Annotated in this window: 24 protein-coding genes and 1 riboswitch; of the genes, 12 read left to right on the top strand and 12 right to left on the bottom strand. The window is 72.0% G+C overall.

Going from position 1 to position 24,509, the window contains the following annotated elements; genetic code table 11:
- Positions 1–1,089 (bottom strand): lysylphosphatidylglycerol synthase transmembrane domain-containing protein (locus N865_RS04790; RefSeq protein ID WP_084327947.1); only part of this gene is annotated, 1,089 nt, incomplete at its 3' end.
- Positions 1,086–1,907, bottom strand: coding sequence for a PIG-L deacetylase family protein (locus N865_RS04785; protein WP_034802100.1), 822 nt, complete (start codon positions 1,905–1,907; stop codon positions 1,086–1,088). The genes N865_RS04785 and N865_RS04790, both read right to left, overlap by 4 nt.
- Positions 1,908–1,945: 38 nt before the next feature.
- Between N865_RS04785 and N865_RS04780 the strand changes: the two genes are divergently transcribed.
- The 4 genes from N865_RS04780 (at position 1,946) to N865_RS04765 (ending at position 4,438) form a co-directional block, all read left to right on the top strand.
- Positions 1,946–3,070, top strand: coding sequence for a glycosyltransferase (locus N865_RS04780; protein WP_034802191.1), 1,125 nt, complete (start codon positions 1,946–1,948; stop codon positions 3,068–3,070).
- Complete coding sequence (locus tag N865_RS04775; RefSeq protein WP_051510164.1) at positions 3,067–3,783, top strand: NUDIX hydrolase; 717 nt, start codon at positions 3,067–3,069, stop codon at positions 3,781–3,783. The genes N865_RS04780 and N865_RS04775 overlap by 4 nt, the downstream gene beginning before the upstream one ends.
- A gap of 71 nt (positions 3,784–3,854) precedes the next feature.
- On the top strand, positions 3,855–4,208 hold the full coding sequence (locus N865_RS04770) for a hypothetical protein (protein ID WP_034802098.1): 354 nt from the start codon (positions 3,855–3,857) through the stop codon (positions 4,206–4,208).
- A 14-nt stretch (positions 4,209–4,222) separates the two neighbouring features.
- Entirely contained in the window at positions 4,223–4,438 is a 216-nt protein-coding gene (locus N865_RS04765; RefSeq protein ID WP_034802097.1) for a hypothetical protein, read from the top strand.
- A 122-nt stretch (positions 4,439–4,560) separates the two neighbouring features.
- Here N865_RS04765 and N865_RS04760 read toward each other — a convergent pair whose 3' ends face one another.
- The 5 genes from N865_RS04760 to N865_RS04740 all read right to left on the bottom strand — a co-directional run bounded on the left by N865_RS04760 (position 4,561) and on the right by N865_RS04740 (position 9,697).
- Positions 4,561–6,114 carry an amidohydrolase gene (locus N865_RS04760; protein ID WP_034802096.1) on the bottom strand — a complete coding sequence of 518 codons (1,554 nt, stop codon included), beginning with the start codon at positions 6,112–6,114 and terminating at the stop codon, positions 4,561–4,563.
- Positions 6,111–7,094: a quinone oxidoreductase family protein gene (locus tag N865_RS04755; RefSeq protein WP_034802186.1), complete on the bottom strand. Its 984-nt coding sequence runs from the start codon at positions 7,092–7,094 to the stop codon at positions 6,111–6,113. The genes N865_RS04760 and N865_RS04755 overlap by 4 nt, the downstream gene beginning before the upstream one ends.
- Before the next feature lie 34 nt (positions 7,095–7,128).
- Complete coding sequence (locus N865_RS04750) at positions 7,129–7,569, bottom strand: SRPBCC family protein (protein WP_034802095.1); 441 nt, start codon at positions 7,567–7,569, stop codon at positions 7,129–7,131.
- Positions 7,544–9,124, bottom strand: a complete 1,581-nt coding sequence (locus N865_RS04745; protein WP_051510162.1) for a WS/DGAT domain-containing protein — start codon at positions 9,122–9,124, stop codon at positions 7,544–7,546. Before N865_RS04745 ends, N865_RS04750 begins: the two co-directional genes overlap by 26 nt.
- Positions 9,125–9,199: 75 nt before the next feature.
- Positions 9,200–9,697, bottom strand: a complete 498-nt coding sequence (locus N865_RS04740) for a GNAT family N-acetyltransferase (RefSeq protein ID WP_407636737.1) — start codon at positions 9,695–9,697, stop codon at positions 9,200–9,202.
- Between the two features lie 112 nt (positions 9,698–9,809).
- On the opposite strand from N865_RS04740, the gene pcrA reads away from it, so the two are divergent.
- Positions 9,810–12,293 carry a DNA helicase PcrA gene (gene pcrA / locus N865_RS04735; RefSeq protein ID WP_034802179.1) on the top strand — a complete coding sequence of 828 codons (2,484 nt, stop codon included), beginning with the start codon at positions 9,810–9,812 and terminating at the stop codon, positions 12,291–12,293.
- A 109-nt stretch (positions 12,294–12,402) separates the two neighbouring features.
- Here the strand turns inward: pcrA and N865_RS04730 are convergent, their stop codons facing one another.
- Complete coding sequence (locus N865_RS04730) at positions 12,403–13,173, bottom strand: M23 family metallopeptidase (protein WP_245603659.1); 771 nt, start codon at positions 13,171–13,173, stop codon at positions 12,403–12,405.
- 241 nt (positions 13,174–13,414) lie between these two features.
- Positions 13,415–14,401: an esterase/lipase family protein gene (locus N865_RS04725; protein WP_034802093.1), complete on the bottom strand. Its 987-nt coding sequence runs from the start codon at positions 14,399–14,401 to the stop codon at positions 13,415–13,417.
- A gap of 85 nt (positions 14,402–14,486) precedes the next feature.
- Between N865_RS04725 and N865_RS04720 the strand changes: the two genes are divergently transcribed.
- The 3 genes from N865_RS04720 (at position 14,487) to sucD (ending at position 17,286) form a co-directional block, all read left to right on the top strand.
- Complete coding sequence (locus N865_RS04720; RefSeq protein WP_034802092.1) at positions 14,487–14,900, top strand: cobalamin B12-binding domain-containing protein; 414 nt, start codon at positions 14,487–14,489, stop codon at positions 14,898–14,900.
- A gap of 293 nt (positions 14,901–15,193) precedes the next feature.
- Entirely contained in the window at positions 15,194–16,378 is a 1,185-nt protein-coding gene (gene sucC, locus N865_RS04715) for an ADP-forming succinate--CoA ligase subunit beta (protein WP_034802090.1), read from the top strand.
- Positions 16,379–16,392: 14 nt separating this feature from the next.
- Positions 16,393–17,286, top strand: coding sequence for a succinate--CoA ligase subunit alpha (sucD, locus tag N865_RS04710; protein WP_034802089.1), 894 nt, complete (start codon positions 16,393–16,395; stop codon positions 17,284–17,286).
- A gap of 176 nt (positions 17,287–17,462) precedes the next feature.
- Here the strand turns inward: sucD and N865_RS04705 are convergent, their stop codons facing one another.
- The gene (locus tag N865_RS04705; RefSeq protein ID WP_034802087.1) at positions 17,463–18,173 is read right to left on the bottom strand and encodes a polysaccharide deacetylase family protein; all 711 of its coding nucleotides are present in this window, start codon (positions 18,171–18,173) and stop codon (positions 17,463–17,465) included.
- A gap of 192 nt (positions 18,174–18,365) precedes the next feature.
- Between N865_RS04705 and N865_RS04700 the strand changes: the two genes are divergently transcribed.
- Positions 18,366–19,679 carry a cell division protein PerM gene (locus tag N865_RS04700; RefSeq protein WP_157557560.1) on the top strand — a complete coding sequence of 438 codons (1,314 nt, stop codon included), beginning with the start codon at positions 18,366–18,368 and terminating at the stop codon, positions 19,677–19,679.
- Between the two features lie 112 nt (positions 19,680–19,791).
- On the opposite strand, the gene N865_RS04695 is transcribed toward N865_RS04700, so the two are convergent.
- Positions 19,792–20,190, bottom strand: a complete 399-nt coding sequence (locus tag N865_RS04695; protein WP_034802086.1) for a hypothetical protein — start codon at positions 20,188–20,190, stop codon at positions 19,792–19,794.
- Between the two features lie 65 nt (positions 20,191–20,255).
- On the opposite strand from N865_RS04695, the gene purN reads away from it, so the two are divergent.
- The 3 genes from purN (at position 20,256) to N865_RS04680 (ending at position 23,285) form a co-directional block, all read left to right on the top strand.
- On the top strand, positions 20,256–20,912 hold the full coding sequence (gene purN, locus N865_RS04690) for a phosphoribosylglycinamide formyltransferase (protein ID WP_034802085.1): 657 nt from the start codon (positions 20,256–20,258) through the stop codon (positions 20,910–20,912).
- Positions 20,913–20,920: 8 nt separating this feature from the next.
- Positions 20,921–20,997: riboswitch (ZMP/ZTP riboswitch) on the top strand.
- A 74-nt stretch (positions 20,998–21,071) separates the two neighbouring features.
- The gene (purH, locus tag N865_RS04685; RefSeq protein ID WP_034802082.1) at positions 21,072–22,682 is read left to right on the top strand and encodes a bifunctional phosphoribosylaminoimidazolecarboxamide formyltransferase/IMP cyclohydrolase; all 1,611 of its coding nucleotides are present in this window, start codon (positions 21,072–21,074) and stop codon (positions 22,680–22,682) included.
- A gap of 183 nt (positions 22,683–22,865) precedes the next feature.
- Positions 22,866–23,285, top strand: a complete 420-nt coding sequence (locus N865_RS04680; RefSeq protein ID WP_034802079.1) for an OsmC family protein — start codon at positions 22,866–22,868, stop codon at positions 23,283–23,285.
- Between the two features lie 81 nt (positions 23,286–23,366).
- Here N865_RS04680 and bar read toward each other — a convergent pair whose 3' ends face one another.
- Positions 23,367–24,503, bottom strand: coding sequence for a barbiturase (gene bar / locus N865_RS04675; protein ID WP_034802076.1), 1,137 nt, complete (start codon positions 24,501–24,503; stop codon positions 23,367–23,369).
- Positions 24,504–24,509: the final 6 nt, after the last annotated feature.

Genomic DNA, 24,509 nt, shown 5'->3' with positions numbered 1-24,509 from the left:
GTCATCGTGGGCATCGGCGGGCTCGGTCTTCGGGCTGAGCGACCAGATAACCCAGCCGAGGGCCCCGAGCGGGACCTCGAAGAAGTGGGTGAAGAGGGAGAAGAGCACGACCCCCGCCGTGGCTTGCGCCGGGTCCGCGCCCCAGCCGACGAGGACCGCGGCCGTGCCCGCCTCGGTGACTCCGAGACCGCCCGGGGTGATCCCGACGGCCGTGAGCAGCCGGCCGACCGTGTAGGCGCCGAACATGTAGGCGAAGGGCATCTGCACGCCCATCGAGTTGAGGCAGAACCAGAAGAGGATGTAGTAGACGCCGAAGAAGCCGACGAGGCCGTAGGTCATCTCGAGCCAGCCGTAGCGGACGATGTCGATGATGTCGTGGCGCATCCCGACGATCGTGCCCTCGAGATCGCGCGAGCCCGCCCGGCCCGCCAGCCTGCGGTAGGCGCGCGTCACGAGCCGGCCGAGCCGGTGCGCGAACGCCTCCGAGGCGAGCATCCCCCAGAACGCCGCAATGACGGAGACACCGACCAGGGCGCCGAGGACCGCTGCCTGGGCGACGACCGGGTTGAGGTGTCCGATCCCGACGATGATCGCGACGATGCCGATGACGGGCAGGACGACCCGCGCGAGGACGTTCCAGACGCCGGTCACGATGATCATCGTCGAGATGTCGCGCCGCAGGAACCCCCACGAGCGCAGCTGCTTGTACGTGACGACCACCCCGGCCGCGCCGCCACCCGGCAGGAGGTTGCCGATGGAGCTGCCGCACGCGTTGACGATCATCGCCTGCAGGTGCGTCAGACCCTTGAGGGAGCCGGTGTAGAGGAAGGTGACGAGCCAGAGGCCCGAGAGCATGAGCACCGTGAGGCCGACGACCGTGCCGGTCTGCAGCCCGGAGAGGGTCCGCCACACGTCGGTCCAGGTCGTGTGGGCGACGCGGGGCAGGCCGTACCACAACAGGAACACGGCGAGGCCGATGCCGATGAAGAACTGGACGAGGCGCCCGGTCCCCGGCCGGGTGCTCGAGGCCGGTGGCGTGACGGCGAGCTCCGTCGGCGACCGGCTCGCGCGCTGGGCCGCCTCGCTCACGACAGGCCTTCGAAGACGTCCCTGCGGATCCGTCCGCCTCGGGGCAGGGCCGGGTCGATGAACCACTCCCGGCCGAAGACGAGGTCGTAGAGCGGGCGCGGGATCCGCAGGAAGGCCGCGAGGGTGCGGTCGGCGCCGCTGTCGGCGCTCGCCTGGGACGCGTGGGCGCGCATCGACGCACGCTTGGCCGCGATGTGCCGCCGGACCGAGATGCGGTGGGTGATGTCCCGGCGGGCCGAGAAGGCGCGGTCGAAGCTCGCCCGGTCGAACTCGGGCGGGAACCGGTAGACCTTCGCGACCAGGTCGATGGCCCGCGTGATCGTGTCGCGGGGCACGGTCGCCTCGAGCAGGCGCGGGGTGCCCGCGAGCGCCGCAGCGCGTGCGCCGACCTCGTGGACCTTCTTGTGGTCGGGGTGGCCGTAGCCGCCGTTGGCGTCGTAGCTGAGGAGCACGTCGACCCGCTCCTCGCGGAGGATCGCGGCGAGGCGCATCGCGGCCTCCTCGGTGTCGGCGCGGACGAACCGGGTGCTCCCCGGCGGGTCCGGCTCGACCTCGGGCCCGAGCCCGCTGTCGGCATAGCCCAGGTGTTCCACTCGCACGACCCCTAGTGCTTGTGCGCTTCGCCTCAGCTCGTCGAGGCGTCGGGTCGCGAGGGCGCCGTCAGCGGCATACTCGCGCGACGCGAGCCCGAGCGCGCCGTCGGTGGCGACGACGACGATGACCCGGTGTCCCTCGGCCGCGGCGCGCGCCATCGTCCCCGACGTGAGGAGGGCCTCGTCGTCGGGGTGCGCATGGAAGGCGAGCAGCGTGTGGGACATGGGTAGCCCCCATCTTGGCGCATGACAGAGTGTTCCCCGTGAAGGTGGCTCTCCTGTCCGACTGTTATCTGCCCAGGCTGGGCGGGATCGAGGTGCAGACACACGACCTCGCACGCCACCTGTCCATGGCTGGGCACACCGTCGAGGTCTTCACCGCGACGCCGGGCCCCGAGGGCGAGATGCGCGGTGAGGTCACCGTCCACGACGGGATCCCGGTCCACCGCCTCGCGGCGCCGATGCCGTGGGACCTCCCGGTCAACCCGCGGGCCCCGCGGACGCTGCGCCAGCGGCTCGTGGCGGGTGCGTTCGACGTCGCCCACGTCCAGACAGGGGTCGTCTCGCCGTTCGCCTGGGACGCGACAAGGGTGGCGCTCGGGATCGGGCTCCCGACGGCGATGACGTGGCACTGCATGCTCGCCGGGGCGGCGCCCGTCTTCTCGGCGGCGCGCTTCGTGCGCCGCTGGGCCGGGCGCGGGGTCGCGATGTCGGCCGTGTCCACGATGGCGGCCGAGCCGTTGCGGCGCATCATCGGTACCGACGCCACGGTCGAGGTCCTGCCCAACGGGATCGACGTGTCCCGCTGGGCGGTCGGTCCGGAGGAACGCCGGCCCGGACCGCTCCGGCTCGTCACGGCCATGCGTCTCGCGGCGCGCAAGCGTCCCGGCGCGCTCGTCGAGCTCGTCCGCCGGGCGGAGTCGATCGCCGGCCTGGGCGCCCTGTCGCTGACGATCCTCGGCGAGGGCCCCGAGCGCCGCCGCGTCGAGGCGCACGTCGAGAAGCACCGGCTCGGCTGGGTCGACCTGCCCGGCCGTGTCAGCCGCGACGAGCTGCGCGAGCGGTATGCCGCCTCCGACGTCTACCTGTCGCCGACCCGTCTCGAGGCGTTCGGGATCGCGGCTCTCGAGGCCCGCACGGTGGGCCTCCCGGTGATCGGGCGCTCGGGCTCAGGGGTGAGCGAGTTCGTGAGCCACGGGGTCAACGGCCTCGTCGTCGACGACGACGACGCGATGGCCCGGGCCATCGCCGGGCTCGCCGCCTCGCCCGGCGACGTCGCCCGGATGCGGGCGTGGAACGTCGCCAACCCACCCCAGCAGGGCTGGCCCCAGGTCGTCGACCGCGCCGTCGCCGAGTACACCCGGGCGCGGTCGCTCGTGGGCCGATGAGGACGAACGTCCCCGGGGGGCTGTGGGTCGTCGGCCTGTCGACGTCCGGCGACCGTGTCCACCAGGCCCGGGTCGACCACGGCAGCCACCCTGAGACGGTCCTCGCCGTGGGCGGCTGGTCGGCCGGGCCTCCGGTGTCCGCGACGACCCGTCCTGACGGGGCGCTCGAGCTCGCGTACCTCGTGACCGGGCCCAGCGGCATACCGCCGGCGCGTGAGGAGGTCCCACGGGACGCCGACGTCGCCGCGGACGAGCACGCCGAGCCCTACCAGCGGGTCGCCGCGTATGCGGTCGTGACGAGCGAGCGTGGGGTGCTCATGACCCAGTTCACGTCGTTGACGCACGTGGCGGGCGAGTGGGGTCTTCCGGGAGGTGGACTCGACCACGGCGAGGCTCCGGTCGACGGGGTGCACCGGGAGGTGTGGGAGGAGACGGGGCAGCGCATCGTGCTGGGCGACCTCGTCACGATCCAGTCGCAGCACTGGGTCGGGCGCGCGCCCGGCGGAGGCGTCGAGGACTTCCACGCGGTGCGGATCGTCTACCGCGCCACCTGCCCCGAACCCACCGACGTCGTCATCCACGACGTCGGCGGCACGACGGGCGACGCCCGGTGGGTGCCGGTCGACGAGGTGTCGGAGCTGCCGATCACGAGCTCGTGGCGCAGCCTGCCCGAGCTGACCAGGATCACCCGTCGAGGCGACGGCGCGGGGTGACGTGGCCCGCACGCGCGGCGGGGTCGGAGGCCGCGTGCAGGTGCCCCCGCGGCGCTCCCTAGGATGACGCCATGGACTTCGCCTACAAGATCCTCGTCGCCCTGCACCTGCTCGGCATGGCCGCGGTCGTCGGCGGCTGGATCGCCGTCCGAGCCGGGCACGTCGTGACGCCCGTCGTCGTCTGGGGCGCCCGGGCGCAGATCGTCACCGGACTGCTCCTCGTCGGGCTCGCCGAGGCGATCAAGGACGACGCCCACGAGGTCAACAACGCGAAGATCGCCGTCAAGCTCGTCATCGCCCTCGTCGTCGCCGGGGCTGCCGAGATCGGGGCCGCGAGGGGGCGCCGCGGCGAGGACGGGTCGACGCAGCTCGACGTCGCCGGCGGCGCCGGCCTCGTCAACGTGCTCGTCGCCACGCTCTGGTGACCGGACCTCGCTGAATGCGCTGGAACGCCGGGGTCCTCGCGGGCCTGCTCATCGGTCTCGCCTGGATCGCAGTGGGTTCCGTCCTCGTCGTCACCGGCCGTCGCCGCGCCGCGCGGTCGGAGCGCGAGGGAGCCGGGAGCTCGGCGGTCATCGGGATCTTCCTGCTGGTGGTCGGTGGCCTCACCCTCTTCGCGACACTCCTGCTCGCGGTCGTCCCTGGAGCGCCCTGACCGCGTTCCGGAGGACGACCATGAACGAGGCTCGGCTGTCGTCCTGAGCACAGAGACTGGCCCGGCGAGGCGATCGTGGTCGTCATCCGAAACACCGACGAGACGTATGCCGCGGGGACGGCTCAGCGCTCGAACGCGAGCTCCCCGCCCACCCAGGTCTGGAGCACCTGCGTGTCGCGGATCGCGTCGGGCTCCACCGACCAGAGGTCGCGGTCGAGGCAGACGAGGTCGGCGAGCTGGCCCACGGCGAGCCGGCCCACGTCGGTGCGCCCGACGGCCTCGTGGGCGCCGACCGTGTGCGCGTGGACGGCCTCGTCGAGGCTGATCCGCTCGTCCGGGCGCCAGCCGCCGGGCGGGAACCCGTCGGCGCGCTGACGGGTCACCGCGGCGTGCAGGCCGAAGAACGGGTTGGGGTCCTCGACCGGCGCGTCCGATCCGAACGCGAGGCGGGCCCCGGCGTCGAGCAGGGTGCGCCACGCGTACGAGGCGAGGGGCCGGTCGCCGATGATCGCGTCGGCGAGCTCGAGGTCGGCCGTGCAGTGGCTCGGCTGCATCGACGCGATGACATCGAGCTCGCGGAAGCGGGGGACGTCGTCGAGCCGCACGTGCTGCGCGTGCTCGATCCGCAGGATGCCCTTGTGGCCCTCGCCGCGCATCGTCGCGAAGGCGTCGAGGACGAGCCGGTTGGCCTCGTCGCCGATCGCGTGGGTGCAGACGTCGAGTCCGGCCTCGAGCGACATCCGGATGCGCTGGAGGAGGACGGGGTAGGGGGTCACGGCGATCCCGCACCCCTCGTGCCCGACGAAGGGCTCGGTCATGTGGGCCGTGTGCGAGCCCAGCGCCCCGTCGCTGAAGAACTTGACCGGGCCGACGCGGAAGCGCTCGTCGCCCTGGCCGGCCCGGCGCCCCTCGGCGATGGCCAGCTCGAGGTCATCGTCGCGGACGCACTTGGTGACGCGGAGCCGGAGGGCGCCGTCGGCGTGCATGGCGGCATACGCCTCGCGCGCCTCCTCGCCGTCGATGTCGGTGATGCTCGTCAGCCCGACGGACAGCAGCCACTCCTGGAGGCCTTCGAGCCACGGCCGCAGGGGTGAGACCGGCTTGTCAGGGATCGCCTTCAGCAGCTCTTGCGCCGACTCACGCAGGATGCCGGTCGGCTGGCCCGTGGGGTCGCGGACGATCTCTCCACCGACCGGGTCGGGCGTCTCGCGGGTGATCCCCGCCAGGCGCAGCGCGAGCGAGTTGGCCCAGATCGTGTGGCCGTCGACGCTCGAGAGCGCGGCGACCCGGTCGCGGCAGGCCGCGTCGAGCGCGTAGCGGTCGGGCTGGATCGGGACGGCCCAGCGGTTGCTGTTCCAGCGGCCGCTGTGGAGCCACTCACCGTCGGGGAGCCCCGCCACGTGCGCGCGGATCAGCGCGAGCGCCTCGTCGAGCGACGCAGCCTCGCGCAGGTCGACGGACGACAGGTCACGGGCCTGCCACTCGGTGTGGATGTGGGCGTCGTGGAGACCGGGCATGACGAGCTCTCCGGGGAGCTCGACCGCGGGCAGGCCCGAGGCGCGGGCCTCGTCGCCGACCGCGACGACCACGCCGTCCTCGACGAGCAGGGCATCGGTCCAGGGAGCGTCGTCCACGCCGGTGCGGATCCGCCCGTGGACGAGGAGGACCCGGCTCATGCGGCCGGCACCAGGATGAGCTTGCCGGTCGTCGCGCGACCCTCGAGGGCCTCGTATGCCGCTGCCGCCTCGCTGAGGGGGTAGCGGCCGCCGACGGCGATGTCGAGCGAGCCGTCGGCGATCGCACCGAGCACCTCTCCGGCCCGCCACTCGTACTCGGACCGGTCGGCGACATAGTGGCCGAGGGTGGGGCGCGTGAGATAGAGCGAGCCACCGGCGTTGAGCCGCTGGATGTCGAACGGCGGCACCTGCCCGCTCGCGCCGCCGAAGAGGACCATCATCCCGCGCGGGCGGAGCGAGGCGAGGGACGCGTCGAACGTCGACCGGCCCACCCCGTCGTAGGCGACGTCGACGCCGCGCCCGGCCGCGGCCCGGACCGCCGCCGCGAGGTCGTCGACGGTGGAGTAGTTGACGAGATGCTGGGCACCACGGGACCGGGCGATCTCGAGCTTGGCGTCGGATCCGGCGGTTGCGACCACCGTGCCGCACTTCGCGACGATCATCTGGACGAGCAGCTGCCCGACCCCGCCGGCCGCGGCGTGCACGAGGGCCACGTCACCCGGCCCGACGGCATACGTGCTGTTGACGAGGTAGTGGGCGGTGAGCCCCTGGAGCATGGCCGCTGCGGCGACCTCGAGGTCGACCCCGTCGGGGACCCGCACGAGCGCCCGCACGGGCTTGTTGGTGAGCGTCGTCTCGCTGCCCGACGACTGGCACCACGCGACCCGGTCTCCGACCGCGTGGTCGGTGACCCCGGGCCCGAGCGCGACGACGGTGCCGGCGCCCTCCTCGCCGAGGACGAACGGCGTCGGGGTGGGGTAGACGCCCTGGCGCTTGTAGACGTCGATGAAGTTGACGCCGGCTGCCGCGACCTCGACCTGGACCTCTCCGGGACCCGGGTCGGGCAGGTCGTGGGTCTGCACGGCGAGGACGCTGCCATCCCCGGGTTCGGTGACGAAGACACTGGTCGCGGCGGTCATGATCGTCACCCTACGACGGCCGCAGCGGCCATGGTCAGGTCGAGGCGGCCATTCGTTCCTGCAGCCCGGAGAGCGTCTCGTCGACGAGGCCGGCGATGATCCGCGAGCGGACGAACCCGGGCAACGGCAGGCTGTGGTGGATCGTCAGGTCGTAGGTGACCCGGGCCCGGTCGGGGCCCAGGGACTCGACGGCGTAGTCGCCTTCCTGCCCCGTCTGGAGGCGTCCTTCGACCATCGTCCATCGCATCCCGTCGGGCGAGTGCTCGTAGGCGAGGGTGTAGCGGTCGGTGCCGACTGCGGTCGCGGCGGCGAAGCGGGCTGTCCGGGGGAGGCCCAGCTCGTCGACCTCGAGCACCTCGGCCTCCCGGATCGCCGGGACCCACTGCGGCTGGCTCGCGACGTCGCGGAGGGTGGCGAGCACCCGCTCTGCACCAGCCGCGACCTCGACCTCACGTCGCGCGTGGTCGGTCGGCACGGCGACTCCTTCCCCGGCGCGGGCGGGCCCGGCCGATGCGCACGATGTGGTCGAGCTCGTCCTCGAAGGCGGCGAGGAGGCGCTCCGGGTCCGGTACCACGGCGGCATCGGTCATGAAGCCGACGCGGACCGTGCCGGCATACGTGAAGATGCAGACCCCGACCGTGTGCCGGCCCGAGCCCGGCACCCAGCCGAGGACGCCGGTGACCGGAACCCCCGCCAGCGTCCGCACCGAGCGGGGACCGGCGACGTTGGTCGTCACCCCGATCGCCTTGTTGGCGAAGAAGTCGACGACATAGCGCTCGAGGCCGGGGCTCGTCCGGCCGATGGCGTTGATGAGCGCGTAGGTGAGCACCGCCTCCGGGGAGGCCTTGAGCCAGTCCATCCGGCGCTTGGTCTCCGAGAGCCGCGCGAGCGGGGCGCCGAGGGCGCTGGGGAACCGGAAGAAGACGAGCGCGAACCGGTTGCCGAGCTCGGGCGGCAGCGGCTCGTCGAGGGGCCGGACGTTGACCGGCACCATGGTCACGAGGTCGACGGGACTCTCGCCGCGGTCGGTCTGGTAGCGGTGCAGGGCCGCGGCCACCGCGCTCATGAGCACGTCGTTGAGCGTCGCCCCGGCGAGGCGCCCGAGCTGCTTGGGCCCGACGAGGGGGAGCGGGTCGGTCCAGACGACCCGCTTGGCGCCGCTCGGACGGCCGTCGAAGGGGTTGGCGGGGTTGTGGGCGAAGAGCAGGTCAGCCACGACCTGGGTGGTGCGCACGCCGAGGCGCGCTGCGTCCAGGGCGCCGCTCGGCGTGGGGAGCCGCAGGAGCGCGCCGACGCCGTCGCGGGCGACCCGCAGCCCGACCCCGACGAGCGGTGGGCTCGACCGGTTCGGCGCGGGAGGCGCCGATGCCGCTCGGCCCTCGTCCCCGTCCCGACGCTCCGGCTGGTCCGGGCGTTCGAAGCCTTCGAGGTTCTCGAGGTGTTCGAGGTTCTCGAGCCCTTGGATGGTCGCGACGACGTCAGGGTTGTCCAGCGCGCCCGTCAGGGTCGGCGCGGCTGCTGCCCCGGCGGACGCCGCCTGCCCGGGCGCCTCGTCGGGACCGCCGTCGGTGAGCGACATGAGCACCCGCGCGAGCGCGACCCCGTCGGCGAGCGAGTGGTGGATGCGCAGGAAGAGCGCCGCGCCGTGGCCGTACCCGTCGATGAGGTGCAGCTGCCACAACGGGTGCGCCCGGTCGAGGGGCACGTGGAGCCGGCTCTCCATGTAGGACTGGAGGGCGGCGTCGTCGCCCGGTGCCGGAAGCGTGGCGCGCACCAGGTGCCGCTCGAGGGTGAAGTCCTCGTCGTCGACCCAGAAGGGCTGCCCGACGAGCGACGCGGCCTCCGGCCGCTGGTGGAAGACGGGGAAGGGCTCGACGACGCGGCGGCGGATCAGCTGGGCGACCGCATCCCAGTCCGGGACCGCCTCCAGCAGCATGAGCGACTCGATGACCATGAGGTTGTTCGGCCGGTCCATGTTGAGCCAGATCGTGTCGACCGGACCGATGCGTCGCCGGGGCGAGGTAGACATTCCTTCTCCGTCGTCAGGGAGCTCTCTCCAGCATCGCCGCGCCGGTCTCGTGGCGTAAGGGACTTGTGGCCCTCCTCACGCGCCGGCGAGCCGGTGCAGGGCGTCTCCGTCGACGCGGTAGGTCGTCCACTCCTCCTGGGCCACGGCGCCCTGGCGTCGGTAGAACTCGATCGAGGGGCTGTTCCAGTCGAGCACCCACCACTCGAACCGCGTCCAGCCGCGCTCGACGCAGACCTGTGCGAGCCGGACGAGCATCGCCTTGCCGATGCCGAGCCCCCGCTGCTCCGGCTCGACGAAGAGGTCCTCGAGCCACAGGCCGTTGCGTCCGGTCCACGTCGAGAAGCTCGGGAACCAGATGGCCATGCCGACGATCCGTCCCTCCCGCTCGGCGACGAGCGCGTATGCCGTCGGGCCGGCGTCCGCGGGGAAGAGGACCTCCCGGAAGTGGTCCTCGGTCGCCGTGACCGCATCGGGTTCCTTCTCGTAGATCGCGAGCTCTCGCACGAGGCGCAGCAGGTCGGGCAGGTCTTCGGCGGTCGCGTCGCGCAGGGAGAAGGGGTTCACGTGGCTCACCGGGCCATTCTCGGGCACCGCGGGCGACGGTGGCTCGGGGCCCCCGGCCACCCCGCCGCGGCCTCGACGGTGCACCGGCCTGTGGGCGGCGCGACGTAGGGTGGGACTCATCATGAGCACGCTCTTCGACGACCTCGCCTTCCCCGGTTTCGAGCCCGACGGGCCTCGCTCCGGCGCACCCGCAGCCCGAGCCGACGTGACCGAGAAGGGGGTCCCGACCTGGGCCGAGGCGGCGGCGCGCGGTGGCGACGCCACCCAGCGGCATACGGGCGGCCACGAGATCGACCCGGAGAAGCTCCTCGAAGGGCTCAACGCCCAGCAGCGCGAGGCCGTCGTCCACGAGGGGAGCCCGCTGCTCATCGTCGCCGGCGCGGGGTCGGGCAAGACCCGCGTCCTCACGCACCGCATCGCGTGGCTCCTCGGCGAGCGCCACGCCCAGCCCGGGCAGATCCTCGCGATCACGTTCACCAACAAGGCGGCCGCCGAGATGCGCGAGCGTGTCGAGGCGCTCGTCGGCCCGCGGGCCCGAGCCATGTGGGTCATGACGTTCCACTCCGCGTGCGTGCGGATCCTGCGCCGCGAGGCCGCCAAGATCGGGATGAGGTCGACCTTCTCGATCTACGACGCCGCCGACAGCCAGCGCCTCATGAGCCTCGTCCTGCGCGACCTCGACCTCGACCCCAAGCGCTATCCGCCGCGGAGCTTCTCCGCCCAGGTGAGCAACCTCAAGAACGAGCTCATCGACGAGGAGACCTATTCCTCGCAGGTCGCCGAGGGCAACCACTACGACCGGATGGTCGCCGACGCCTACACCCAGTACCAACGCCGCCTTCGGCAGGCCAACGCGCTCGACTTCGACGACATCATCATGGTGACCGTCACGATGCTCCAGGCCTTCCCCGACGTCGCCGAGTACTACCGGCGTCGCTTCCGGCATGTCCTCGTCGACGAGTACCAGGACACCAACCAGGCCCAGTACCAGCTCATCCGCGAGCTCGTCGGTCCCGTTCGCGGGCCCGAGGACTCGTATGCCGTCCCGCCCGCCGAGCTCTGCGTCGTCGGTGACTCCGACCAGTCCATCTACGCCTTCCGGGGCGCGTCGATCCGCAACATCCTCGAGTTCGAGAACGACTACCCCGACGCGCGGACGATCCTGCTCGAGCAGAACTACCGCTCGACCCAGCGCATCCTCCGGGCGGCCAATGCCGTCATCGCCCGCAACGAGGCGCGCCGGGCCAAGAACCTCTGGACCGACTCGGGCGACGGCGCGATGATCACGGGCTACGTCGCCGACAACGAGCACGACGAGGCGGCGTTCATCGCCAAGCAGATCGACGAGCTCGCGACGTCGGGTGACGTGCGTCCCGGTGACGTCGCGGTCTTCTACCGGACCAATGCGCAGAGCCGTGCCATCGAGGAGGTCCTCGTCCGGGTCGGACTGCCTTACAAGGTCGTCGGCGGCACCCGGTTCTACGAGCGACGCGAGGTCAAGGACGCGCTCGCCTACCTGCGCGTGGTCTCCAACCCCACCGACACCGTCAACCTGCGTCGCATCCTCAACGTGCCCAAGCGCGGTATCGGCGACCGGGCCGAGGCCTGCGTCGCGGCGCTCGCCGAGCGCGAGCGGATCCCGTTCGTCGCGGCGCTCGGCCGCGCCGAGGACGCGCCCGGCATCGCGACCCGCTCGGTCGCCGCGATCAAGGCCTTCACCGACCTGCTCGAACGGCTGCGCGTCGTCCACGAGAGCGGCAGCGGCGTGGCGGCTCTGCTCGAGGCGACCCTCGAGCAGAGCGGATACCTCGCCGAGCTGCGCGCGAGCCACGACCCCCAGGACGAGACCCGAATCGAGAACCTCGCCGAGCTCGTCGCGGTCGCCCAGGAGTTCGACGAGCGCAAGGCGCAGGAGGTCGAGGAGGCCGGGGGAGAGCTGGCTCCGGGACAGGAGCCCGAGGACGTCGGCCCGGCGGGTGACCTCGAGGAGTTCCTCGAACAGGTCTCCCTCGTCGCCGACGCCGACGAGATCCCCGACGAGCCCGAGGCCCAGGCCCAGGGCGTGGTTACGCTCATGACCCTCCACACGGCGAAGGGGCTCGAGTTCCCGGTCGTCTTCCTCACCGGCCTCGAGGACGGCACGTTCCCGCACATGCGCTCCCTGAGCGACCCGAAGGAGCTCGAGGAGGAGCGACGGCTCGCCTACGTCGGCATCACCCGGGCTCGAGAGCGGCTCTACCTCTCCCGCGCCGCCGTCCGGTCCGCCTGGGGGGCGCCGCAGTACAACCCGCCCTCGCGCTTCCTCGACGAGATCCCCGGGGACCTGCTCGACTGGCAGCGCCTCGGCCCGTCGTTCAGCGGTGCGCGGGGCGCCGGCCAGCCGGCCGTGGCGACCCTCGCCGCCCGGCCCGGGGTGCGCAGCCCCGGCAAGCGGCCGATCATCGCCCTCCAGTCCGGCGACCGCGTCACGCACGACTCGTTCGGCCTCGGCACCGTCGTGCGTGTCGAAGGGGAGGGCGAGAAGTCGATGGCGCACGTGGACTTCGGCGAGGAGACCGGGACGAAGCGGCTCCTGCTGCGCTACGCCCCGCTGACCAAGCTCTGAGCCGCCTCGACTGCGTGTCTCGAGACGCGCGGTTCCAGCCATGCGAGCACGAAGACGAGAGGCCCGCCCCGGATCGGGGCGGGCCTCTCGGCGTTCCAGTGGGCGGGTCTCAGAGGTAGACGCCGTGGTTGGCGAGCCACGTCCGAGGGGCGACCGCCGCGCCGTCGTCGGGGTGGATCTCGAGGTGCACGTGGGGGCCGGTCGAGTTACCGGTGCTCCCGCTGTAGGAGACGACCTGGCCGGGGTCGACCTTCTCGCCGACGCTGACGACGAGGCGGCTGTTGTGCGCCATCCACGAGACGGTGCCGTCCCAGTAGCGGATCTTGACCATGTAGCCGTAGCCCTCGGTGGACCACCCGGCGAAGATCACGGTGCCGCTCGAGAGGGCGTGGACCGGGGTGCCGATCGCCACGGCGAGGTCCTGGGCCGGGTGCATCTTGCCCCATCGCCAGCCGAAGCCCGACGTCAGCGTGTAGCTCGAGAAGAGGGGCTTGACCCAGCGGTGTGCAGCGGCCAGGGCCTTGGCCTTGGCGTCGGCCTTCGCCTTGGCCGCCTGGGCCTTGGCGTCGGCCACGCGGTCCTGCTCGGCCTTGGCTGCGGCGTCTGCGGCCGCGGACGCGGTCAGGATCAGGGGGGTCGCCTGACGGGCCATGTCACGCGAGGACCGTCCGGAGGCGCCGCGCTCGGCGGTGGCCGCGGCGACCGCCGCGGGGTCTGCGGTGAGGCCCAGGCCGGCCACCGAGTTGGAGAGGTTCTTCATCGCCGCCGCCTCGGGGCTCAGCTGGCTCGCGCCCGCATCGCGGACGAGGAGGCCACCGGCAACCGTGGAGGAGAGCAAAGCAATGGGGACGACGACCTGTCGACCCCGAAGCGGCTTCATCTCTGGCCGATGACGGCCGACGTATCTGCTGTTGGGCACCAAGAACTACCTAACTCAAGCCAGTTGCGAGCGATCAGACTAACGTGACCTTTTCGTAACGCAAAAAACGGTTGGACCTCGAGCTCCTGCCTGTGGTGGGGCTGGCACGTCCGGAACCTCGCCCGACACTAGGGCATCGCGGACGTCAGTGGAAGGTTTGACCACGCCCGACTTCTCCCGGATGTCGGGGCTGCCCCGGGTGTCAGGAGGGAACCCCTGGCTGGGCCGTCCCGGAGGTGCCGGACGGCCGCGCGAGGCTCGTCCGACGGGTCCGCAGCTGGCTGACTCCGGGCGTCACCGTGGCACCGGTCACGTCGAGGTGGGCGAGCGCCGTCGAGATGCCGCGGACCACCGAGCTCGTCACCGGCAGGCTCATGTGGCCCACCCCGTGGAGGGCGATGTTGTGGACGTTGAGGTCGGGGTGGTGCAGGGCCGCGTGGCACTGCGGGAGGATGACCTGGTCGAGGTCGGACCAGTAGGCGATGAACCGCGTCTGGCAGTCCTTGACCGGCTGCGCGAGCTCGGTCATGAGCCCGCTCCCGGGCCGGAGCTGGCGGGTGAGGCTGGTGTTCCAGGCCATCGCGAGGTAGCTGCCGTGGTGGGGCGTGCCGAGCGTGACGAGCGTGTGGACGTGCGCGTCGCCGCCGAGCCGGGTCACGTAGTAGCGCGCGATGAGGCCGCCCATGGAGTGGCCGATGACGTGGATCCGCTCGTAGCCGGTCTCCTCGACGATCCGCTCCACCTCGGCACCGAGCCGGGCCGCCGCCGCACGCACGTCACCGGTGAAGATCGAGTAGTTCATCGTCTCGATGCGTCCGAACCCGCGCCGGACGAGACCTCGGCGGAGCACGGTGAAGATGGAGCGGTTGTCGACCATGCCGTGCACGAGCAGGATCGGGGTCTCGGCGGCCTCGACGTTGCGGATCGCCAGGCCCCGCTGGCTGGGCGGCAGGTGCTCGAGGCGGTAGCCGTCGCGCCGGTCGGTGGCGCGGGCGCCGAGCAGCCCGAGCGGGTAGAGGCCCAGGTGGAGGGTCATCCAGGTCGCCTCGACGGCCGCCCCGACGATCCCGACCGGTGTCAGCAGGGCGCCCGCTGCCGCGCCGATGCTCGCGAGCACCCCTCGGGGGCTGCCCGCGTCACCGTCAGGGGTGCCGCCGGGTTGCGGCGTCCGTGCCGCACGTGCTGCCACTGCCACATCGTGACCGTACCCCGACTCGTGGGGGATGGGTCACTTTGCGGCGACGCCCCGCGCGCGTCTGGCTAGAGTTCGCGGCATGAGTGAGGTCTCCGCCGGTGAAGTGATCCGAGTCGTCGTCGCCAAGCCCGGTCTCGACGGGCACGACCGCGGAGCCAAGGTGGTTGCTCGTGCCCTGCGCGACGCCGGCATGGAGGTCATCTACACCGGGCTGCACCAGACGCCCGAGCAGATCGTGGAGGCGGCCATCCAGGAGGACGCCGACGTCGTGGGCCTCTCGGTCCTCTCCGGCGCGCACCTGACGCTCTTCGCCCGCGTCGTCGAGCTGCTCGAGGAGCGCGACGCGAGCGACATCGTCGTCTTCGGCGGCGGGATCATCCCCGAGGACGACATCCCGCAGCTCGAGGCTCTCGGCGTCGCCAAGATCTTCACCCCGGGCGCGACGACGACCGAGATCGTCGACTGGGTGCGCACCAACGTCAAGCCCGCCTGAGCCCTCCGGGCGGCGCAGCGCGACCCCGCCCGGCGGCATACCTGCGGGAGTGTCCGAGGCGGGCGCGCGCCGCGGCGCACGAGTGTGATCTTCGTCCGGTCCGACGCGCCCCGGTTCCGATGTCACCGCCCACGGGCACTAGAGTCCGAGGGACAGCCCCCGTCGACTGCGCCGCTCGCGCAGGGATCGACCGTGTCGTGCCGGAGCCCGAGCGGCCCGACCGAGTGCCGGTGCGGTGAGCCCGCCCGGCGCAGCCGACGAGGATTCGATTCGACGATGAGGACGGACCCCCCGTGGATCTCTTCGAGTACCAAGCGCGCGACATGTTCGAGGCGCACGGCGTTCCGGTGCTGGCCGGCGCCATCGCCACCACCCCCGAGGAGGCCCGCGCGGCGGCCGAGCGCATCGGCGCGGCTTCGGGCGGTGTGACCGTCGTCAAGGCGCAGGTCAAGACCGGTGGTCGCGGCAAGGCCGGCGGCGTCAAGGTCGCCCGCAGCGCCGACGAGGCGCAGGCCGCCGCCGAGCAGATCCTCGGCATGGACATCAAGGGCCACACCGTCGGCACCGTCATGGTCGCCGCGGGCGCCCGCATCGCCGAGGAGTACTACTTCTCGATCCTGCTCGACCGCGCCAACCGGAGCTACCTCGCCATGTGCTCCAAGGAGGGCGGCATGGAGATCGAGCAGCTCGCCGTCGAGCGTCCCGAGGCTCTCGCCAAGGTCCCCGTCGACCCCAACGTCGGCATCGACGACGCCAAGGCGCGCGAGATCGTCGAGGCGGCCGGCTTCGACGCCGCCGACCAGGACGCCATCGCCGAGGTCGTCAAGACCCTCTGGACCGTCTACCGCGACGAGGACGCGACGCTCGTCGAGGTCAACCCCCTCGTCAAGACCGAGGACGGCTCCATCGTCGCCCTCGACGGCAAGGTCAGCCTCGACGAGAACGCCGGCTTCCGCCACCCGGGCCACGAGGCTCTCGAGGACACCTCGCACACCGACCCGCTCGAGGCCGCCGCCAAGGAGAAGGACCTCAACTACGTCAAGCTCGACGGCTCCGTCGGCATCATCGGCAACGGCGCGGGTCTCGTCATGAGCACCCTCGACGTGGTCGCCTACGCCGGTGAGGAGTTCGGCGGCCAGAAGCCGGCCAACTTCCTCGACATCGGCGGCGGGGCGAGCGCCGAGGTCATGGCCAACGGCCTGCACATCATCCTGTCCGACCCGCAGGTCAAGAGCGTCTTCGTCAACGTCTTCGGCGGCATCACGAGCTGCGACGCCGTCGCCAACGGCATCGTCGGTGCCCTCGATGCGCTGGGCGACGAGGAGGACCGCCCGCTCGTCGTGCGCCTCGACGGCAACAACGTCGAGGAGGGTCGCCGCATCCTCTCGGAGCGCAACCACCCGCGCGTCATCATCGAAGAGACCATGGACGGCGCGGCCCGCAAGGCTGCCGAGCTCGCCGCCGCGGCGAAGAACTGAAAGGGCGCACAGCCATGGCAATCTTCCTCAACGCTGACTCGAAGGTCATCGTCCAGGGCATGACCGGCTCCGAGGGCATGAAGCACACGCAGCGCATGCTCAAGTCGGGCACCGCCATCGTGGGCGGCGTCAACCCCCGCAAGGCCGGCACCACCGTCGACTTCGAGGGCGGCGTCTCCGTCCCCGTCTTCGGCACCGTCAAGGAGGCCGTCGAGGCCACCGGCGCCAACGTCTCGGTCATCTTCGTCCCGGCCCAGTTCACCAAGGCCGCCGCCCTCGAGGCGATCGACGCCGAGATCCCGCTCGCGGTCGTCATCACCGAGGGCGTCGCGGTCAAGGACACGGCGGAGTTCTACAACTACGCGAAGGACAAGGGCACGACCCGCATCGTCGGCCCGAACTGCCCCGGCCTCATCACCCCGGGCGTCTCCAACGCCGGCATCATCCCGGCCGACATCTCGGGCACCGGCCGCATCGGGCTCGTCTCCAAGTCGGGCACGCTGACCTACCAGATGATGTACGAGCTGCGGGACTTCGGCTTCAGCTCGGCCGTCGGCATCGGCGGCGACCCGATCATCGGCACGACGCACATCGACTGCCTCGAGGCCTTCCAGAACGACCCCGACACCGACGCGATCGTCATGATCGGCGAGATCGGCGGCGACGCCGAGGAGCGGGCCGCGGCCTACATCAAGGAGCACGTGACGAAGCCGGTCGTCGGTTACGTGGCGGGCTTCACCGCCCCGGAGGGCAAGACGATGGGCCACGCCGGCGCGATCGTCTCTGGCTCCTCGGGGACTGCGCAGGCCAAGAAGGAGGCCCTCGAGGCCGCCGGGGTCAAGGTCGGCAAGACGCCGTCCGAGACGGCCGCGCTGATGCGCGAGATCATGCAGGGCCTCGCAGGCTAGGTACAGCCAGGTCGGGGCGCCACCGGTCCGACGTGCACGAGCGGGCGGTCACCCTGTGGTGGCCGCCCGCTCGCGCACGTCGGTGGACTCGGGAGTGCGGTCCGTATGCCGCCCACCTGGCCGGGTGCCCGGGGCGGGCTGGGCACCCGGCCGGGCGGCATACGGACGTGTTGGTGTCAACAGGCCATCAGCCCGAGGACGAAGCCCCGGGCACGGAGCCGCGGGATGAGCAGGTCGAGCGCTGCGACGGTCTGCGACCGGTCGCCGCCGCCGTCGTGGAGCAGGATCCGCGAGCCCGACCGGACGTTCGCGAGGACCCGGTTGACGATGGTCCACGTGCCGGGACGCGACCAGTCACGCGGGTCGACGGTCCAGAGGATCTGCCGCTGCCCTCGGTTGGCGATGATCGTCGCGATCCGGGAGTTCGTCGCGCCGTAGGGCGGCCGGACGCACCGCGGCCGGTACCCGAGCGTCCACTCCATCTTGTTGAGCTGCCAGATGACCGAGCTCGTCGAGAGGTAGGTCAGGTTCGGGTGGCTCCAGGTGTGGTTGCCGATGAGGTTGCCGTAGTAGCGCAGCGAGCGGGTGATCGACGGGTAGTACGAGATGTTCTGTCCGAGCTCGAAGAAGACGGCGTGGACGCCGTACTTCCGCAGGATCGACAGCACCCGCGGCGTCCAGGTCGGGTGCGGCCCGTCGTCGAAGGTCAGATAGACCGTGCCGGCGTAGGCGACGGGAGCCGTCGCGACGTCGGTGGTCTGCGAGGTGGTCGCCCCGGCGCGGGAGGCGGTGCGGCTCGGTGCCGGCGCGGCCGGCCCGGCCAGGACGGCGGCCAGGGCGAGCACGGTGAACAGGCTCGCCATGATGGTGGTGACTCTGGTCTTCATGGAACTTCATCCCCCTTCATCTCCAGTGTCCGTCGCCTCACCCGCAGGGACGGAGGAAGCGACTATCCCGTTGGTCACAACTGCGCATCGGGCCCTCCTCGGCGTGGGCGCTCGCACGCGGGCCCGCGACTTGTGACCATGGAGGCCAGCGCGGACCCGTCCGTGCCCAGCCGTGCCCAGCCGAGACCGTCCGTGGCCAGACCGCGGACCGAGCCAGGAGCCAGTCCCCTGCCCACCGCCACGAGCACCACCCCGACCCACACGACGCACACGTCCACGCTGGGTGGGGTGCTGTATGCCGCACTGCGCGCGGGTGCCCTCGCCGCGGTCGGCACGTGGTCCGTCACCCTGCTCCCCGCGCTCATCGGCTGGGTGGGGGCGCCCGAGAGCTCGTTGGGCTGGTTCTCGGCGGTCCAGGTCGGCACGGCGATCTGGTTCCTCGGTCACGGCCAGTCGATCGGCGGCAGTGGCGTGACCGTCTCCGTGACGCCGATCCTGCTCCTGCTCCTCTTCGTCCTCATCGGCGTGCGCTGGGTGCGGCGGCTCGTCGCCGTCGAGCGCGGGCGGCTGTCCACGGCTGCCTGGAGCCGGGCCGTTCGCTGGGCCGTGGCGCCGGGCTTCGTCGTCGGCTACGTGTCCGTGGCCGCCCTGCTCGCGCTGCTCACCCTCGGCGGTCCGGTCGGGCCGGGCGTCGCGGCGGTGCTCGGTGCCGGCCTCGTCCCGCTCTGCGCGCTCGGGTTCGTCCTCGTCCGGCCCGACGACGAGGACTCCCCGGCTTTCGTCCGCACCTGGTTCCGCCGGGGGCCGACCTGGCTGCCGTCGGTGTGGCGAGTCGGCTGGCGCGGTGCGGGCGCGCTGGGGCTCGTCGGGCTCGCCATCGTCGCGATGCGGGTCCTCGGGTCCCTGCGCGACATCGTCGCGGTCCAGGGCGAGTACGGCGCCAACCTCGTCGCAGGTGTCGTCATCGTCGGCGCCCAGCTCATCCTCCTCGGCAACGCGGCTGCGTGGGGCCTGTCGTTCCTCGCGGGGCCGGGTTTCCAGCTCGCCGTCGGCGGGCTCGTCTCGCCGGCCGCGGCCCACCCCGGCCTCATGCCGCTCGTCCCGGTCCTCGCGGCCCTGCCCGACGAGGCGGACTACCCGGCGGCGATGTTCGCCGTCGTCGCTTTTCCCGTCGTCGTCGGGCTCGTCGTGGCCCGCTGGGTCGACGCCGAGCTCGAGTTCTTCGGCAACACCCGGGCCCGGGCCACGGCCATGGTCACCGCCGTGGCCCTCTCGGCCGCCGTCGTCATCGCGGCCACGTGGCTCGGCAACGGCTCGATCGGCGTCGAGCGCCTGTCGGCCGTCGGCGTGGCGGTCCCCGCGTTCGCCGGCTCGCTCACCGCGGAGCTCGTGCTGGGGGCGCTCCTCTGGCTCGGTGCGCGGCTCTGGGCGGAGCGGGGCGTGGCCCGGATGACCGTCGAGCGGCCGGCGGACGGCGGGGGCTCGAGCACATCGGACGAGCCGTAGGATCCGACGCCCTCCGGCGCACGGGCGGCCACGGCCGGTCCGGGTGTCGACGCTGCTGAGGACGCACCGGTCCAGCTCGGTGACTGACGACGGCGGCAGGCCTGCGCGTGCCTCACTGGGGCAGGTAGTCGCTCCCGAACGGCCCGGCGTCGCGGATCTTCTCGCAGTCGGCGCGCGCGAGGCTCGTCTGCGCGCCGGCGAGGCAGCGCTCGTAGGCGCTGACGCGCGGGTAGAAGACGGCCTGCAGGGCGAGGTTGAGCAGGAGCAACCCGGCGATGACGAGCGTGAGAAGGGGCCAGATCCTCTCGCGCAGGTCGCGCCCGGCGAGGAACCGGAGCAGTCTCACGGTGAGGACGACCGCGATGACGAGCGGCAGGACGGCGACGAACCGCTTGGGCAGGGGGAGGTACATCGCGATCAGGCCGAGGAGGACGAGCAGCTGGCCGGGGAGGCTCCGCCTGGCCCGCTCCCGCGCGAGGGCCATGTCTCGGTCGAGCCGTGGGTCGGTCACCGCCCCATCCTCACCCATGAAGCCGGGCCGAGGGATGCACCTGGGCGGCGGATACACTCCGTGCCGTGACGAGCGACCCGTCTGCCACCCCGTCCGCCACCCCGTCCGCCACCCCGTCAGCACCGGTCGACGTCGTCGTCCTCGTCTCCGGTTCGGGGACCCTTCTCCAGGCGCTCATCGACGCGACCGCCGACCCCGCGTACGGCGTGCGCATCGCGGCGGTGGGTGCCGACCGCCCGTGCACGGGGCTCGACCGGGCCCGGCGCGCGGGGATCGAGACCTTCGTGTGCCGCCCGGCCGACTTCGCCGACCGGGCCGCCTGGGACGCCGGCCTGGCTGAGCGGCTGCGTGCATTCGCGCCGCGGTTCGTCGTCTCCGCCGGGTTCATGCGGATCCTCGGCGCGGCCGTCCTCGGCGAGCAGACGGTCATCAACACCCATCCCGCGCTCCTGCCGAGCTTCCCCGGCGCCCACGGGGTGCGCGATGCCCTCGCCTACGGCGTCACGGTCACGGGCACCACCTGCCACGTCGTCGACGGCGGGGTCGACACCGGGCCGATCATCGAGCAGCGCACCGTCGCCGTCGCCGACGACGACACCGAGGAGACGCTCCACGAGCGGATCAAGGTCGAGGAGCGGGCCATGCTCGTCGACGTCGTCCGTCGTCTGGCGAGCGAGGGGTTCGTCGTCGAGGGGCGACGAGTTCGGATCGGGCGAGCCTGACCGCTACGCTGGTCGCACACGACTGGCGCGGGTGGGACACCACCGGGGAGTGACGTCGGGAGCATCGACCGCCTGGGTGCCTCGCGAGAACGGTTGCCGTCGGGTTCGACCGGACCCGGGGCAGGCCGCGACCGACGTCACCGACCCAGGAGTGCACCCATGACCGCCGCCACCGATGGCCGCCGCCCGATCAAGCGGGCCCTCGTCTCCGTCTACGACAAGTCCGGCCTCGACGAGCTGGCACGGGCCCTCGACTCCGCCGGCGTCGCCATCGTGTCGACGGGCTCGACGGCGAAGACCATCGCCGCAGCGGGCATCCCCGTGACCCAGGTCGAGGAGCTCACCGGCTTCCCCGAGTGCCTGGACGGCCGCGTCAAGACCCTGCACCCGAGGGTGCACGCGGGCATCCTCGCCGACACCCGTAACCCCGACCACCTGAAGCAGCTCGCAGACCTCGGCGTCGAGGCCTTCGACCTCGTCGTCGTCAACCTCTACCCGTTCCGCGAGACCGTCGCCTCCGGCGCGAGCGAGGACGAGTGCGTCGAGCAGATCGACATCGGCGGCCCGTCGATGGTCCGCGCCGCGGCCAAGAACCACCCGAGCGTCGCCATCGTGACGAGCCCAGCGGCATACGGCCAGGTCGTGGAGGCCCTCGGCGAGGGCGGCTTCACGCTGGCACAGCGCAAGCGACTCGCGGCCGAGGCCTTCGTGCACACGGCGAGCTACGACAACGCCGTCGCCAACTGGATGGGCAACGTCGTCGCCGACACGACCGACGGCACCGGGTTCCCGGCCTGGACCGGTGCGACGTTCGACCGGGCCGCCGTCCTGCGCTACGGCGAGAACCCCCACCAGCAGGCTGCCCTCTACCGCCACTGGCGTCCCGGCGTGGCCTCGGCTGAGCAGCTGCACGGCAAGGAGATGTCGTACAACAACTACGTCGACACCGACGCGGCGGTCCGCGCCGCGCACGACCACGGCGACCAGCCGACCGTCGCCATCATCAAGCACGCCAACCCGTGCGGCATCGCCGTCGGCGAGACGATCGAGCAGGCCTACGAGCGGGCGCACGCGACCGACCCGGTGAGCGCATACGGCGGCATCATCGCGGCGAACCGCACCGTGACGGCGGCGATGGCCGCGGCCGCCAAGCCGGTCTTCACCGAGGTCATCATCGCCCCCGACTACGAGCCCGAGGCCCTCGAGATCCTCACGGCGAAGAAGAACCTCCGCGTGCTACGCCTGCCCGCCGGCATGGCCGAGGCGGCCGACCCGATCGAGACCCGCGCCGTGAGCGGCGGTCTACTCGTGCAGACCGTCGACAAGGTCGACGCCGTCGTGCGCGGTGAGGACGGCGTCGTGACGGGTGGCGACGACGCCTCCAGCTGGCGCCTGGTCGCCGGTGACGCCGCCGACGCCGCGACGATCGCCGACCTGCAGTTCGCCTGGCGCGCGATCCGCGCCGTCAAGTCCAACGCGATCCTGCTCGCCAAGGACGGCGCGGCCGTCGGCGTCGGAATGGGGCAGGTCAACCGTGTCGATTCCTGCTTCCTCGCGGTGCGGCGAGCGGGGGAGGCCCGCGCGCGCGGCTCGGTCGCCGCGTCCGACGCGTTCTTCCCTTTCGCAGACGGGCTGCAGATCCTCCTCGACGCCGGCGTGCGGGCGGTCGTGGCGCCGGGCGGTTCGATCCGCGACGACGAGGTCATCGAGGCGGCCCGGGCGGCCGGCGTGACGCTGTACTTCACGGGGACGCGCCACTTCGCCCACTGACGCGCCGCCTTCCCGCAACACACCGAGCAGCCGCCAACACGGCCTGGTACAGCCGCAGCCTTTGGCGGCTGCTCGGCGTGTCGCCCTGAGCCGGTGTGACGAACGACGCTGAGGGGCGGTGCCTCGATATGCCCCACGGGGTATTAGCGTGGAGGCAGCGAGAAGCCGCGCAAGGAGAAGGTCATGAGCGAGACAGCCGTCGTCACCCGTCCCACCGTGTCGGTGCGGCACGAAGGAGGGGACGCGTTCGAGATCGAGGTCCGGGGGCACCGGATCCGGGTCGACCAGCCCGAGGCGATGGGCGGTGAGGACTCCGCCCCCACGCCCACCGAGCTCTTCGTGGCAAGCCTCGCCTCGTGCAGCGCGTTCTACGCCCGCCGCTACCTCTCGCGGCACCACCTGCCCGTGGAGGGACTCCGGGTCGAGACGACGTACGAGATGGCCACCGCCCCCTCGCGGGTCTCTGCGTTGGAGGTGAAGGTCCACCTTCCGGCCGGCGTTCCCGAGGACCGGCACCCGGCCCTGCTCGCGATGATCAACCACTGCACCGTGCACAGCACGCTGACCCACGAGCCCGACGTGACGATCGAGCTCGTGGCCTGAGCCCTTCCGGACGTCGAGAGGCCACGCCCGACATCGGGACGTGGCCTCTCGAACGTGGGCGCCGTGCGACGGCAGCGGCCGTCAGCGCTGCCAGCGGTAACCGGTCGGCTCGCCCTCGCCGAGGTCGACGATCGCGGCGACGGGCCCACCCCCGTCGGGTCCCTGGTGAGCGGCCGACACCGACACGAACACGGCCGGGTCGCCCGTGACCGAGGCGGTCACCCCGCCGACGCAGGACTTGATCTGGCGATGCCAGTGCACGTCGGAGTCGTCGAGCATCGCGTTGCGACGGCCGTGGACCTGCCCGTCCTGGCTCACCTCGCACTTGAGGAAGACGTTGACGAGCCGGCCGTCGATGTCGCTCGGGTGGGCGCGCTCGGGCAGGTCGAGGCCGGCGTCCTTGATCGCCTCCCAGATCCCGTCGGCGTCGAGCGCATCGCGCATGACCGAGTGGCCGATCCGGTAGCGGCCGCCCACGCCACGAGCGTTGCCGACGACGACGACCTGGGCCTGGTCGAGCTCGACGCCCGAGCTGCACGAGGCGACCGACGAGTAGAGCGAGCGGTTGTGCATGATGTCGGCGTCGGTCGGCATCTCGATCTCACCGAGGGCCACGGCGATACCGAGGCCGGTCGTGCCGTTGGAGAGGTCCATCGACTCGTGGGTGTGCTCGGTCCAGACCTCGTGGCCACGGGACTTCGCGTCGCGGATCGTGTGGATCGTCAGCAGCGGCGTCTTCGTCTGGACGTAGTGCACGTCGGACGGGTCGGTGATGCCGGCCCGCTCCATCGCGACCTTGACCGCGTCGGCGACCTTGCGGACCATCGCGACGTAGCCGATCTCCTCGGGCTTGATCGGCTCGCTCATCGCGAAGCCGACGGTGAGCCTCAGGTCGTCGGACGGCTCGACCTTCTCGGGCGGGACGGTCGCGAAGATGGTCGCGTGCGGGCTGATGACCCCGTCGGTCCCACCGGACCACACGATCGGGACCTGGCGGACCTGCTCCGCCGGCGCCCCCTTGGCGACGAGGACCTCGCGGAACGCCCGGTCGGCGATGATCCGCGTGTAGTCGTTGACGCCGCCGTTGCCCTCGGTCTTGCCGATGATGGCGATGACCCGGCTGGCCTCCATGACGCCGTCGTCGATGAGCTTCGCCAGCTCGGACGCGTCGGCGACGCTGTGGATCGGAACCTTGCGCACCTCAATGGCTTCGGGCACGGGATG

Origin of the sequence: Intrasporangium oryzae NRRL B-24470 (assembly GCF_000576595.1) — a bacterium.
Classification (GTDB): domain Bacteria; phylum Actinomycetota; class Actinomycetes; order Actinomycetales; family Dermatophilaceae; genus Intrasporangium_C; species Intrasporangium_C oryzae.
This window is presented reverse-complemented; position numbering and strand designations above follow the sequence as displayed.

What these genes read in the sequence shown, in the direction of transcription:
- N865_RS04785 (WP_034802100.1), bottom strand. Translation starts at nt 1,907, where the DNA reads ATGTCCCACACGCTGCTCGCCTTCCATGCGCACCCCGACGACGAGGCC.
- N865_RS04775 (WP_051510164.1), top strand. Translation starts at nt 3,067, where the DNA reads ATGAGGACGAACGTCCCCGGGGGGCTGTGGGTCGTCGGCCTGTCGACG.
- N865_RS04770 (WP_034802098.1), top strand. Translation starts at nt 3,855, where the DNA reads ATGGACTTCGCCTACAAGATCCTCGTCGCCCTGCACCTGCTCGGCATG.
- N865_RS04765 (WP_034802097.1), top strand. Translation starts at nt 4,223, where the DNA reads ATGCGCTGGAACGCCGGGGTCCTCGCGGGCCTGCTCATCGGTCTCGCC.
- N865_RS04760 (WP_034802096.1), bottom strand. Translation starts at nt 6,114, where the DNA reads ATGAGCCGGGTCCTCCTCGTCCACGGGCGGATCCGCACCGGCGTGGAC.
- N865_RS04755 (WP_034802186.1), bottom strand. Translation starts at nt 7,094, where the DNA reads ATGACCGCCGCGACCAGTGTCTTCGTCACCGAACCCGGGGATGGCAGC.
- N865_RS04745 (WP_051510162.1), bottom strand. Translation starts at nt 9,124, where the DNA reads ATGTCTACCTCGCCCCGGCGACGCATCGGTCCGGTCGACACGATCTGG.
- pcrA (WP_034802179.1), top strand. Translation starts at nt 9,810, where the DNA reads ATGAGCACGCTCTTCGACGACCTCGCCTTCCCCGGTTTCGAGCCCGAC.
- N865_RS04730 (WP_245603659.1), bottom strand. Translation starts at nt 13,173, where the DNA reads ATGAAGCCGCTTCGGGGTCGACAGGTCGTCGTCCCCATTGCTTTGCTC.
- N865_RS04720 (WP_034802092.1), top strand. Translation starts at nt 14,487, where the DNA reads ATGAGTGAGGTCTCCGCCGGTGAAGTGATCCGAGTCGTCGTCGCCAAG.
- sucD (WP_034802089.1), top strand. Translation starts at nt 16,393, where the DNA reads ATGGCAATCTTCCTCAACGCTGACTCGAAGGTCATCGTCCAGGGCATG.
- N865_RS04705 (WP_034802087.1), bottom strand. Translation starts at nt 18,173, where the DNA reads ATGAAGACCAGAGTCACCACCATCATGGCGAGCCTGTTCACCGTGCTC.
- purH (WP_034802082.1), top strand. Translation starts at nt 21,072, where the DNA reads ATGACCGCCGCCACCGATGGCCGCCGCCCGATCAAGCGGGCCCTCGTC.
- N865_RS04680 (WP_034802079.1), top strand. Translation starts at nt 22,866, where the DNA reads ATGAGCGAGACAGCCGTCGTCACCCGTCCCACCGTGTCGGTGCGGCAC.